Raw genomic sequence first — 12,697 nt, forward strand, 5'->3', positions numbered from 1 at the left:
CAACTCAGAGAAGTCCTCTACAGAATAGGAACGTTTGGGTGAGGTGGACACGGGTTAAATAAAAATAGAGCCAAATAGAAAACAAACAAGAGAGCGATATATACGCGGATGCCCAAACTTAATAATTAAAAACGAAATAGCGGCCGTGCCGGATTCCAAATGCCCCACGGAATCATGAGCAAGACGAGCAGCAAGGCGATGCCGAAAAACGTGAAAGCCTTTTTGTGCTTGAGGGTGTCGTCGCTGGCTTTCTTGGAAAGGCTGCGGCCTACCTGGGCCAGCACCGCCGCCAGCAGCATCACGGCTACGTGCTCCATGCCGAAAAAGCGAGCCGTGGGGTCCTTCATGGCGCCGGCCTGCTTCATGGCGTTCAGGCCCCAGGGGCTGAGCCCAAAATAAAGTCCGAGGCCTAGCAATACCTGCAGGTGTATGGAGCCCACGAAGCTGGCGCCCATGCCGTTATCGGCGCCCACAAAGCGGCGGCGACCAGTCCAGCCCACGTAGGCGCGGTAAATGGCAATGAGACCAAACACAATTACCAGCCAACGAGACCAGGAGTGCAACGCAAGAAGTACTGAGTAAGCAGACATGAAAGTGAAAAAAAGAGGTAAGAATAAGAAAAAGAAGGCTTGGGACGCAAAGGGTGGGTTCGCTGGCCTGTTTGTTGGCTCAGGCTAGCCCGTGACAATGCGCCACGAACATAAAAACGGAAAGCAACAGGCAGAGAAATGTGAAACCAAACCAAGCCACCACCAGCAGGAGAAGTATGGCCGTTGGCCACAACTACCGTCCTGCGAACAGGGCTAACGTTGGCGGAAAATGACAACAAGTGCTTCGGGCATAATAGCGTAATTCCAGCTCAACCGATGGCAAAGGTATGGGCCGAAGCCGTACGGCATGCCAAACAGGTCGGTATTACGATGTTCCGGTGTTGCTGGCCGTTGAGTGCAAGGCGCAGGCTATAAAGGCGGCTTGGGCAGCTGGCGGTTGGCCTTGGTTTCGGCTATTTGAGACCATATGGCCACAAAAAGCGCTACAAAAACCGAGGCGAATGGCAGAATGATGCCCAACCCAAACCAACGCCAGAACGACCGGCCGTGGCTCGACGCAATGTAGCCCGTGATGGGCGCGAAGACCAGCGTGGCCGGAATGAGAATGAGTAAAATGTCGAGGAGGCGCACGGCAAATGGGGAGGGCTAGGTAGCAAACCGCTGCTCGCGGAAGATGTTGCGGGGGTGGTCGGCTACCGCACTTTGCCGCGTTTTACCAGGTAGGCATACAGGACTTTCTCAAAGGGCTCGCGCACGTCGACGGGCACAAAGTCGATGCGGAGCTGCCCGCAGCGCAGGGCCAGCTCCTGCTCGTAGGCCGACATGGCGGCCTGGTACTGTTCTTTGATTTGGGAAGGCTGCAGCTTGATTTCCAGGCCGGTTTCAACGTCTTCGAAGATGTAGGGGCGCTCGGCAAATTCGAAGTTGGCCTCGGTTGTGCGGTCGAGCACGTGGAACAGCAGCACTTCGTGATGTTGGTGTTTGAGGTGCTGCAGGGCGGCCAGGGCGGCGTCTTGCTCGCTGGTGCTACGGCCCAGCATGTCGCTGAACAAGATGACCAGCGAGCGTTTGGGAATTTGCTGGGCAATGGCGTGCACCGTGCCGGCCACGTCGGTGCCGCGCACGGTTTTGGGCGCGGGCGGGCGCTCGAGCAGCTGCTGCAAGGCTAGTAGCAGGGTGTGGCGGTGGGTGCTGGTGGAGCGCACCGGCGTTTGCAGCTCCACGGTTTCGGCAAAGGTGACCAAGCCTACGGCGTCGCGCTGCCGGGTGAGCAGCGTGGTGAGCGCTGCCGCGGCCAGTATGCTGAATTTCAGCTTGTCGAAGCCCGGCGCGGGGTAGTACATGCTGGGGCTGACGTCGAGCAAGATATGGGCGCGCAGGTTAGTCTCCTCCTCGTAGCGCTTCACGAACAGCTTGTCGGTGCGAGCAAAAACCTTCCAGTCGATGTGGCGGGTGCTTTCGCCGGGGTTGTAAAGGCGGTGTTCCGAAAACTCCACCGAAAACCCATGGTAGGGCGACTGGTGCAGGCCGGTAATGAAGCCATCGACGAGCTGACGGGCCAGAAATTCGAGGTTTTCGAAGGAACGGATGGCGGCGAGGTCAATGGGCATGGGCAATGGGAGCTAGGAAATGGTACCATAAAGAACGTCATGCCGAGCGCAGCCGAGGCAATTTGCCTGCGCCGACTGTCCTGATGATGAAGGAAGGACCTTCTGATACTTGGTGAACTGTATAACGTGAAAAGGTCCTTCGCAGGCTCAGGATGATAGACGGCGCGGGCGAGATGCCTCGGCGGCGCTTGGCATGACCGGCGGTTTTGCTACTTCCTTGTCGGTACGCTATTTAATACCAACGCTACCCCGGGCGTTTATATTTGTTCGGCTTTCCGTAAGTTAGGCCTTTCATTCAACCGACCCGAATTATTTCCCACTCATACCCCCAACCCATTCCCGTGGACGACCGTCACGACCAGGAAGAAATTTACTCCCAACGAATTAAAGCCGGCAAGCGCACGTATTTCTTCGACGTGAAAGCCACCCGCGGCCAGGATTACTACCTGACCATCACCGAGAGCAAGCGCCGCCAAAACAGTGACGACTCGGTTTCTTACGAAAAGCACAAGATTTTCCTGTACAAGGAGGACTTTCTCAAATTTGTGGACGCCCTGCAGGATGCCGTGGACTACGTGCGCGAAGAATTGCTGAGCCCCGAGGAAGTAGCCGAACTCGACCGTCCGCGCGATTTTGAAGACCGGGACCGGCCCCGTCCCGAGTTCGACCGTCCGGCTTTCGACCCCAATAAGAGCGACGACAACTACTAAAACTAGCTATTGGCGGATAGCTGTTGGCTACTGGCTTTTATTTCCACGGCGCGAAGGGATTTAATCCCTTCGCGCCGTTTTGCGTGGCGGCAAGCCGTACCTTTGCGGCTGAATTGCCAGGCAGTTCACTCAATCACTCCGTCACTCAATTACTCCCACACATGGGCCTCCGCTGCGGTATCGTCGGCTTGCCGAACGTCGGTAAATCCACTCTTTTCAACGCGCTTTCGAACGCCAAGGCCGAATCGGCCAACTACCCATTCTGCACCATCGAGCCCAACGTGGGCGTGATTACCGTGCCCGATGAGCGGCTCCAGATTCTGGAAGAACTCGTGAACCCGAAGCGCGTGCTGCCCACCATTATCGAGTTTGTCGACATCGCTGGCTTGGTGAAAGGCGCCAGCAAAGGCGAAGGCCTGGGCAACAAGTTTCTGGCCAATATTCGCGAGGTTGATGCCATTATCCATGTGGTGCGCTGCTTCGACGACCCCAACATTGTGCACGTAGCCGGCGGCGTAGACCCCGTGTTCGACAAAGACGTTATCGATACCGAACTGCAAATCAAAGATTTGGAGAGCGTTGATAAAAAGCTGGTGAAGTCGGAGCGCAGCGCCAAGGGCGGCGACGCCGTGGCCAAGAAAGAAGTAGCAGCCCTGCAGCTCTTCAAAGCTGCGCTGGAAGACGGCCAGAACGCCCGCGCCATTCAGGCCACGCCCGAAGAACTGGAGGCCGTAGCCGACCTGCAGCTGCTCACCATCAAGCCCGTGATTTACGTGGCCAACGTGGACGAGGCCAGCATTGCCACCGATGGCAACAAGCACGTGGCCGCCCTGCGCGAGCACGTGAAAGCCGAAGGTGCCCAAGTGGTGCTGGTATCGGCTGCCATCGAGGCGCAGATTGCCGAGATGGAAGACCCCGAAGAAAAGGCCATGTTCCTGGGCGAATATGGCCTCACCGAGTCTGGGTTGAACAAGCTCATTCGCGCCAGCTACGAGCTGTTGAACCTGATTACCTACTTCACCGCCGGCGTGCAGGAAGTACGCGCTTGGACCATTCACCGCGGCGATAAAGCCCCGGCCGCAGCCGGTGTTATTCACTCAGATTTTGAAAAAGGATTTATCCGCGCTGAGGTTATTAAGCTGCCGGACTACCAGGAGTACAAGACCGAGGTGAAGATTAAGGAAGCGGGTAAGATGTCGGTAGAAGGCAAGGACTACGTGGTGCAGGACGGCGACATCATGCACTTCCGGTTCAATGTCTGAACCACGGATTCGTGCGGATTTTTCGGATTTCACGGATTTTGTGGACGGATGCTGAAAGTAAAAAAGGCCGCTCAATCGAGCGGCCTTTTTGCTGCTTTATCATTTTAAGTTTTTTGCCTAGGCTGGTTTTTCAGGAAACGCTTGTGCTTTAAGCTGGTTTCTCCAAAATTGATGAGCAATCCCACTTCCAAGCGATAAGCTTCTAGATAGTTGATGATTTGAGCAAAGTTTGAAGGGTTTAACTCTGCAATAGCTTTCAGCTCTACCAGCACATTTTCTTCTACCAAAAAGTCGACGCGTCGGGTACCGACCTCAACATTCTTGTAGAAAATTGGCATTTCAATCTCCCGCGCGAAACGAAGTCCAGCTTGCTCCATTTCTACAGCAAGGCAGCGTTGGTAAATAACTTCCTGAAAGCCGTTTCCGAGCATTCGATGCACGGTCATAGCACATCCAATTATGCTGCGTGTTAATTCATTAAAGCGTGTATCAAGCAGCATTAAAATGGTTGAACTACGCATGCAGCTCAGCAACAAAGTAAGTGGAAACCCAAATAAAAAAGGTCACTCAACTGAGTGACCTTTTTGTGTTTCAATGATTGATTGAAACGTCTACAAAATCCGTGAAATCCGAAAAATCCGCACGAATCCGTGGTTCAGATAACTACTTGCCCACGGTCTTAAACAGCATGCCCGAACTCAAGCGGTCGGTGCGCTGCATGCCGTTGAGGATGGCCAGTTCTTCGTGGCGGTTGGTTGGAACGCCGTTGGCGCTCAGGGCCTGGGCCAGCGTCTGGTTGCCAGAGGCGGTTTTGATGCGGATTTTCTCCGACGTGCGGTTCAGTTTGCTCGCATCGGTGAGGCGGGCGAAGCCTTGGGCCACGCCGCTGAAGGTGTTGGAGTAGGTCTGGAATGCGGCAGCCGTGGTGAGGCCCACGATGCCGTAGTAGTTGCTGCCGTCCTGAATGACGTGGGCCAGCACCCGGGCACCGGCCTGGCCTTGTTGGGCAGCTTGGTCGCCTTGCATCACCACGGCGGGGAAGCCGCTGATGGTGGTCCGCTGGGCGTTGGCCGATTGCAGGCCAATGGCTTTGGCTAAGCCCTGGGCTGCCTCGTCGAGCGAGTTGCCGCCTGCCGGGAGTAGCACCACCAGGGCTTTGCCGTTAGGCTCCGCCATCTGGAACTGGGTAGGGGAGTTCTGCGACTTCCAGCCCGAGGGGATGGGCATCCGAAATTTGAGTTCGGGATGGTAGAATACGCCTCCCTCCACGTAGCCCTGGCGCGGGTCTTCGCCGTAGGGCAGGCCGTCAATCATGCGCAAGTAAGTATCGCGGCCCACGGTGAGCTGCTGACCGCCAGCGTTTTGCTTGGCCTGGGCCGCCAGGTTTTTTACCGTGGCATAACGGTCGGCGGAGTTGGGGTGCGAGGAAAGAAAACCGGGTGTGCCGCCGCCACCGCTGGCCTGCTCGTTGCGCTGCAGGGTCTGGAAGAAATCGGCCATCTGGCTGGCGTCGTAGCCAATTTTGGTGGAGTATTTTACACCTAACTGGTCAGACTCCCGCTCGTCGTCGCGGCCGTACTTAAGCATGCCCAGGCCAACGCCTTGCTGCACGATTCCTCCTACCGACTGCATCACGCGCGGGGCCACAATGGAGCCTAGCAGCAGGCCAATGCCCGCGGCAGTAGAGCGGCGCTGCTGCGCCTGCCCGTGTCGGGCCGTGATGTGGCCAAGCTCGTGGCCGAGCACGCCGGCAAACTGGGCCTCGCTGTTGAAGTGGGCCATGATGCCGCGCGTGAAGTACACGTGGCCATCGGGCGTGGCAAAGGCGTTGATAACCGGCGAATCCACGATGGTGAAGCCGTAGTCGCCGGGGCGGTCCGAAACCTTGTTCATCTGCTGGCCTTTGGTGTCAATCAGGCGTTGCAGTGTCGGGTTGTTGTACAGGCCGAACTGGGCCAGTACCTGAGGGTCGGGCTTGGAGCCTTGGTTGGTGCTGGTGGGAATGGCGCTGATGAGAGTCAGCGGCAACAGCAGCGCGGCACCCGTGCGCAAAAAGGAGATGTTCATATTGAAAAAAATCTATATACACCACATGAGCTGTGGGGGCTGAGCTTGCAAACGCACGCCAGTAAACAGGGTTGCGTGGCAAGCTTATGCCTACCTAAACCAACATAATGCCAGTTATTTTCCGACGACTTTTATGAACGAGCCAGCGTTGAGCTGCTCGTTGAGCGCCATGCCGTTGAGGATGGCCAGCTCCTCGTGGCGTTTCGTGGGTATGCCGTTGGTGGTGAGGGCCTGGGCTAGGTTGCTGCGCAGGGCCAGCTTCTTGATGCGGATGCGCTCGGGCTGGCGGTTGAGCTTGTCGGCATCGGTGAGGCGGCGGAAGGCTTCGGCCACGCTGCTGAACTGCTGCGAGTAGTTGGGGAAGTCGGCGGGGGCGGACACGCCCATGATGGCGTAAATCGTTTTGCCGTCCTGAATGATGTGACCCAGCACCCGCACGCCCGCTACTTGCTGACCGGTTTGCTGGTTTTGCTGCACCTGGTCGGCCACGAATACCAGGGCCGGGAAACCGTTGATGGTGGTGCGGCGCGAATCGGTGGGCTGCAGGCTGAGCTGCTTGGCAATGGCCTGCGCGGCTTCTTCTACGGTGCTGCCCGGCGCCGTCATCAGTACGAGGAGGGCTTTGCCGGCGGGGTCGGCCATCTGGAATTGCTGGGGCGTGTTCTGGGACTTCCAGCCGGTAGGCACGGGCATTTGGAACTTCAGCTCGGGATGGTAGAACATGCTATTTTCCACGAAGCCCTGCTTGGGGTCTTCGCCGTACACCATGCCGTCGATGAGCTGCAGGTACTGGTCGCGGTTAACGGCCAGCTTGGGGCTGCCGTTTTTCTGCTTCCACTGGTCGGCCAGCTTGTGCACGGTGTTGTAGCGGTCCTCGGGGTTGGGGTGGGTGGAAAGAAAGTCGGGGATGGCTTCGCTGCCGGAGGTCTGCTGCTGCCGGGCAAGGGTCTGGAAGAAGTCAGCCATTTGGCTGGCGTCGTAGCCAATTTTGGAAGAATATTCCACGCCCAGCTCGTCGGACTGCCGCTCGTCGTCGCGCCCAAATTTCAAAAACAACAGCTGCATGCCCTGCATGGCCTGCTCGCCAAACTGCGCCACCTGGGGCGAGGCTATCATGGCGCCCATTAGGCCCACCTGGCCCAGAATGGCTTTGGTTTGCTGCCGGGCCGAATGTCGGGCCGTTACGTGGCCAATCTCGTGGCCGAGCACGCCGGCAAACTGCGCCTCGTTGTTGAAGTGCGCCATGATGCCGCGCGTGAAGTACACGTAGCCGCCGGGCACGGCAAAGGCGTTAATCACCGGCGAGTCAACTACTCGAAATTGGTATTTTAGGTTGGCGCGGTGCGACACCGCGGCCATTTTCTGCCCCTTTTCGTCGATGAACTTCTGCATCTTGGGGTCTTCGTACAAGCCGAACTGGGCCGTCACAGCCGGGTCCGACTGCGCGCCCATGGCCACTTCCTGGCCTTCCGATACCAGGCTTACTTCTCGTTTGCCCGTGACGGGATTGGTGGCGCAGCCGCTCAGCAGCAGCACGGCAGCCGCCCCAACGCTTAGGTGTAGTCGTGATTTCATGATGGTAAGAGTTGCTGCCGGGGGCGGAGCCGGAATTGGCCCCGCCGCTCGCCGGTGGCTGGAATGTGCTAACAAACGCAGCCGGACCAAGCAGGTTGTAGCGCCCGCTTATTGGCGGTTGTTCATGGTCACGGTTTGGTAGCCAATCAGCAGGTCGGCGCGGGTTCCCGGGGGGCGGTAATACACCAGCAGGTCGTACTGGTTTTCGGTTTCTTGGTGGCTGCCTTCGAAGTACACTTCGTTGGGCACGGTGCGGCTGGCCCCGGTGCCGGCCACGGCAAAGCTGTAGTTGTAGTAGCCTTGCTTGAGCAGGGCGCGGCCGGTATAAAGCTGCTTGGCTTCGTCATAAGTCAGCTTAAACTCGTCTTTGAGCTGCCAATCGGTGAGGGCGCCGAGCACGTAGACCGGACCAGGAGCAGGCTGGGCGGCCTTCAACTGAAAGGTGACTTCGGCGTAGTCGGCGTTGGTGGCGCCGTTGCCAAACTCGCGGCTTTCGAATACGCGCTGGCCGTTGGCGTCCTGGTACTGGGTATAGTTCTGGCTGGCGCGCGACACTTCGGGCTGCAGCAGCGCCGTCACGGGCGTCGTCTGCGGGTCGATGCGGAGCACGCCAATGCCGGCCGCCTGCACCGAGCGGGTGTCGAAGAACCGGTATTCGCTCAGGCCGGGAAAGGCATTTTCGAAACCGAAATACTGGTATTCGAGCCGGCGCTCGTTATCGCGCACAAAGGTGGGGCGCAGGTTGTACTTGGCATTGTCCCAGCGGAAGTTCTGGCGCAGCACCACTTTTACTTCCGATGCTGGGTTCACGAGGTTTACGCTGGCGTAGCTGATGCCAAAGTCCAATTGCTGCAGGGTGTAGCGCTGCTCGCCGCCAATGACAATGCCGGGCTTCAGGCCCACCTGCACCTGGTTTTCATACACCAGCAGCCGCCGCGATACCACCGGTACGCCGCCAGTGCTCTGCACGACCAGCAGGTAGTTGCCGCTCAGCTTCACGCCCGGGGCCCGCATGCGGTAGTGGAAATACGGCACGCGGGTATTGATGCCCACGCGGTAGTCGGTGATGAGAAACTCGTTTATCTCGTTGAGAAACTGCAGGTCGGTGAGTACCGAGGGCTGCCAGTTCTGGTCGCAGTGAATGAGCTTGGCGGTGAAGCGTTGGCTTTGGTCGCCCAGCACATCGAACTCCAGCGTGATGGCCTGGCTGCGGCCCAGCGGCACCACCGGCGGCTGAAACACTTCGTTGACCTGGCCGGTGGCCACGTAGCATTGCACGCTGCGCACCTCGGGGGAGTATGTGTGGTCCTGGTAGCGCAGGGTTTTGTCGGCGTAGTATTCCGGCGGTTTTTGGGTGCCGGCGGTGCCCCGGGCCGCGTTGGGGTCGGTGATGGGAGTGCCAAGGGGCACGCAGGCGGTAGCTAGAAGGAGGAGGGAAGCAGATAGGAGAAGGCGCATGTTGCGAAAGTACGGCTGAAGAATACGCTAGTCTCAGCCATGCGCTGGCACTCGCCGCTTCCTTGTCCTTATTGCCAAGGCCTGTACAAATCGGCTGACAGTGCCCAATCCTGCAGTAACCAAGCTTTAGGGGTTGTGTCGGCTTACGCTGATTACATGCAAGAATAAGGTTTATCACTTATGAGCTTGTTGAATTTAATCAGTTTATTTTGTGCTAACTGCCATCTTTAAGTATAATTCCCTAAAGTTCGCCATTCCCTAAAGTTCGCCTCCGGTTGCAGTGTAGGCCTTGTATGCCGGCAGAACTTGCGGAGGTGCGCTTGCATAATACCAAGGAACCTGCAGAATAAATCAATTCAAGGTCAGGAGAAGTAAATAATGGGCAAGCAAGCGCTAGTTAACCGGCTGAGGTGGTACTACCCAATGGAGAGAATGCATGCGTACCTCACATTCCCAGTCATTGCGGTCTATTTGCTTTGGGCCAATGCTTTTCGAAATGTTTTTTTCCTTTTGTACGGCTTGCTGGCTTGCATCATTATTTTGGTCCAAGGCCAGCATTATTGGAAGCTGAAGCTGCACAGGCTCATCGGAAAAGACATTGAAGAAGAGAAGAATCTGCAATTCTTTAAGCAAGCAAAGCGGCTCAATCTGGCTTTGGTAGCGCTGATGCCAATCGTGGGCGTGGTGCAATGGTATGTGGCTGATTGGGAGATTAAAGCCGAAAACCTGTTGGCGTGGGCGCTGCTTGCAAACGCTTTTGCAGTGCTTGAACACCTCAATTATTACCACCGGCAGTTGTCAATTGACAACATGCCCGATGTTCATTATGTGATTCGAAACAAGAAGCTTAAAATTTCAAGCCTAGCAAAAGACCTCGCCGAGAATAAAATTTAAAGCCAAGGCAAGGTGTTCCGTAGCTTGCGCCGCACGTCGTTTTACCAACAAAAAAGGGGCCCCACGTGGGGCCCCTTTTTTGTTGGTAAAACGACGTGCGGCCGGTTGGCGGCTTATCTGTTAAGCCAGGTCAAAGCGACCTAGGTTCATCATCTTGGTCCACACGGCTACAAAGTCAGTTACGAACTTCTCCTGCGCATCCGAGCAGCCGTACACTTCGGCCAGGGCGCGCAGCTCGGAGTTTGAGCCAAAAATCAGGTCGACGCGGGTGCCGGTCCACTTCACGGCGCCGGTCTTGCGGTCGTAGCCTTTGAAGGTGGTTTGCGCATCCGACGTGGACCTCCAGGTGGTGCTCATGTCGAGCAGGTTCACGAAGAAGTCGTTGGTCAGCGCGCCTGGGCGGGTGGTGAAGACGCCGTGCTGCGACTGGTCGTAGTTGATGTTGATGGCCCGCAAGCCGCCGAACAGTACCGTCAGCTCTGGTGCGGTCAGCGTCAGGAGCTGGGCGCGGTCAATTAGCATTTCTTCGGCCGCGGCTTTGTGGTGCGGCTTCAGGTAGTTGCGGAAGCCATCGGCTGCCGGCTCCAGGGCTGCAAACGACATGATATCAGTTTGCTCCTGCGAGGCATCGGTGCGGCCCGGGGTGAAGGGAACCGTCACTTGCTTCCCGGCCTGCTGCGCTGCTTGCTCTACGCCGACACCGCCAGCCAGCACAATCAGGTCGGCCATAGACACCTGCTTGCCGCCGGTCTGGGCCTGATTAAACTGCTGCTGAATGCCTCCCAGCGCATGCAGCACAGGCGACAGTTCGGCTGGGTTGTTTACTTCCCAGTACTTCTGCGGCGCCAGGCGGAGGCGGCCGCCATTGGTACCGCCGCGCTTGTCGGAGTCGCGGTACGTGGAGGCCGACGCCCAAGCGGTGGTTACCAGCTGGGTGGTCGACAGGCCCGAAGCCTGGATTTTTTCTTTCAGGGCCGCAATGTCCTGGTCATCAATTAAGGCGTGGGTAACGGCCGGAATCGGGTCTTGCCAGAGCAGTTCCTCGGTGGGCACTTCGGGGCCCAGGTAGCGCTCTTTGGGGCCCATGTCGCGGTGGGTCAGCTTGAACCAGGCGCGGGCAAAAGCATCGGCAAACTGGTCGGGGTTTTCGTGGAAGCGGCGCGAAATCACCTCATAGGCCGGGTCTACGCGCAGGGCGAGGTCGGTGGTGAGCATGAAGGGGGCGTGCTTTTTGGCTGGGTCGTGGGCATCGGGGATAGTGCCGGCGCCGCCGCCGTTCACGGGGCGCCACTGGTGCGCGCCAGCGGGGCTCTTGGTCAGCTCCCACTCAAAACCGAAGAGGTTGTCGAAGTAGTCGTTGCTCCACTTGGCGGGCGTGCTGGTCCAGGCGCCTTCGAGGCCGCTGGTGATGGTGTCGCCGCCGTGGCCCTGGCCGTAGCTGTTGCGCCAGCCCGTGCCCATTTCTTCCATGCTGGCCCCGGCGGGCTCCGAGCCCACGTACTTGCTGGGGTCGGCGGCGCCGTGGGTTTTGCCGAAGGTGTGGCCGCCGGCAATCAGGGCTACCGTTTCTTCGTCGTTCATGGCCATGCGGCCGAAGGTTTCGCGGATGTCGTGGGCCGACAGCGCCGGGTCGGGCTTGCTGTTTGGGCCTTCCGGGTTCACGTAGATGAGGCCCATCTGCACGGCCCCGAGGGGGTTGTCCAGCTTGCGGTCGTCGGTGTAGCGCTTGTCGCCGAGCCACTCGGTTTCGGGGCCCCAGTAAATGTCCTGCTCGGGTTCCCACACGTCTTCGCGGCCACCGGCAAAGCCGAAGGTTTTGAAATTCATCGACTCCAGGGCGCAGTTGCCGGCGAGCACCATCAGGTCAGCCCAGGAGATTTTCTGGCCATATTTCTGTTTGATGGGCCACAGCAGCAGGCGGGCCTTGTCGAGGTTGGCGTTGTCGGGCCAGCTGTTGAGCGGCGCAAAGCGCTGGGCGCCCGAGCCGCTGCCACCGCGGCCGTCGCCGATGCGGTAGGTGCCGGCGCTGTGCCAGGCCAGGCGAATGAAGAACGGACCGTAGTGGCCGTAGTCAGCCGGCCACCAGTCCTGCGAAGTCGTCATCAGCTCAAACAGGTCTTGCTTAACGGCGGCAAGGTCGAGCTTCTTGAACTCCTCGGCGTAGTTAAAATTTCCACCCAGCGGGTTTGAGAAAGCCGCATGCTGGCGCAGGATATTCAGCTTCAGCTGGTTGGGCCACCAATCACGGTTTTGCCGTCCACCACCGGCGCTTTGCTTCAGCGCGCCGCTGCTGAACGGGCACTGCGCTGCGGGCTCGTTTAGGTCGTGAAGAATGGAGTTTTCCGGAATGCTCTGCGTCTCGTGCATGGTGAAGTTATTTAGGTTGTACTGTTTTGCGAAGGTTAGAAGCCAGAAATCAAGCGCTCCGGAAGTATGGTCTACTTCCTCAGCTGAATTGATTCTTCCTGAGACGTGCGCTGTAATTCGCTCGGAAGGTGAGGATTGCAACAAACTTACAGCCGCGCTTTCCATAATCAAAATTGATTTAATTTATGGGTTTATAATCGCAG

Annotated in this window: 11 protein-coding genes; 3 read left to right on the forward strand and 8 right to left on the reverse strand. The window is 57.9% G+C overall.

The genetic code is table 11. The features are described from left to right. Nucleotides 1-125 precede the first annotated feature (125 nt). From BMZ66_RS00545 to BMZ66_RS00555, 3 genes are all read right to left on the reverse strand, one after another. Nucleotides 126-590 carry a hypothetical protein gene (locus BMZ66_RS00545; RefSeq protein ID WP_092668059.1) on the reverse strand — a complete coding sequence of 155 codons (465 nt, stop codon included), beginning with the start codon at nt 588-590 and terminating at the stop codon, nt 126-128. Between the two features lie 369 nt (nt 591-959). After that, nucleotides 960-1,181, reverse strand: coding sequence for a hypothetical protein (locus BMZ66_RS00550; RefSeq protein ID WP_092668060.1), 222 nt, complete (start codon nt 1,179-1,181; stop codon nt 960-962). A gap of 62 nt (nt 1,182-1,243) precedes the next feature. Further along, on the reverse strand, nt 1,244-2,167 hold the full coding sequence (locus BMZ66_RS00555) for a DUF58 domain-containing protein (RefSeq protein ID WP_092668061.1): 924 nt from the start codon (nt 2,165-2,167) through the stop codon (nt 1,244-1,246). A 335-nt stretch (nt 2,168-2,502) separates the two neighbouring features. Between BMZ66_RS00555 and BMZ66_RS00560 the strand changes: the two genes are divergently transcribed. Continuing rightward, a complete protein-coding gene (locus BMZ66_RS00560) occupies nt 2,503-2,871 on the forward strand; it encodes a DUF3276 family protein (RefSeq protein ID WP_092668062.1) in 369 nt (122 codons plus the stop codon). A 161-nt stretch (nt 2,872-3,032) separates the two neighbouring features. Further along, entirely contained in the window at nt 3,033-4,133 is a 1,101-nt protein-coding gene (gene ychF, locus BMZ66_RS00565) for a redox-regulated ATPase YchF (RefSeq protein WP_092668063.1), read from the forward strand. A 104-nt stretch (nt 4,134-4,237) separates the two neighbouring features. Here the strand turns inward: ychF and BMZ66_RS00570 are convergent, their stop codons facing one another. From BMZ66_RS00570 to BMZ66_RS00585, 4 genes are all read right to left on the reverse strand, one after another. After that, the gene (locus BMZ66_RS00570) at nt 4,238-4,654 is read right to left on the reverse strand and encodes a GxxExxY protein (RefSeq protein WP_234794928.1); all 417 of its coding nucleotides are present in this window, start codon (nt 4,652-4,654) and stop codon (nt 4,238-4,240) included. Nucleotides 4,655-4,796: 142 nt separating this feature from the next. Continuing rightward, nucleotides 4,797-6,200 (reverse strand): M48 family metalloprotease, encoded by a 1,404-nt coding sequence (locus BMZ66_RS00575; RefSeq protein ID WP_092668065.1) that lies wholly within the window; start codon nt 6,198-6,200, stop codon nt 4,797-4,799. Between the two features lie 114 nt (nt 6,201-6,314). Continuing rightward, nucleotides 6,315-7,775, reverse strand: a complete 1,461-nt coding sequence (locus BMZ66_RS00580) for a M48 family metalloprotease (RefSeq protein WP_092668066.1) — start codon at nt 7,773-7,775, stop codon at nt 6,315-6,317. A 108-nt stretch (nt 7,776-7,883) separates the two neighbouring features. Beyond that, on the reverse strand, nt 7,884-9,233 hold the full coding sequence (locus tag BMZ66_RS00585; protein WP_092668067.1) for a type IX secretion system plug protein: 1,350 nt from the start codon (nt 9,231-9,233) through the stop codon (nt 7,884-7,886). 432 nt (nt 9,234-9,665) lie between these two features. Here BMZ66_RS00585 and BMZ66_RS00590 point away from each other — a divergent pair, with 432 nt between their 5' ends. Beyond that, nucleotides 9,666-10,127, forward strand: a complete 462-nt coding sequence (locus BMZ66_RS00590; protein WP_143079994.1) for a hypothetical protein — start codon at nt 9,666-9,668, stop codon at nt 10,125-10,127. Nucleotides 10,128-10,247: 120 nt separating this feature from the next. Here the strand turns inward: BMZ66_RS00590 and katG are convergent, their stop codons facing one another. After that, a complete protein-coding gene (katG, locus tag BMZ66_RS00595; protein WP_092668069.1) occupies nt 10,248-12,494 on the reverse strand; it encodes a catalase/peroxidase HPI in 2,247 nt (748 codons plus the stop codon). Between the last annotated feature and the right edge of the window lie 203 nt (nt 12,495-12,697).

Source organism: Hymenobacter arizonensis (assembly GCF_900115775.1).
GTDB lineage: Bacteria > Bacteroidota > Bacteroidia > Cytophagales > Hymenobacteraceae > Hymenobacter > Hymenobacter arizonensis.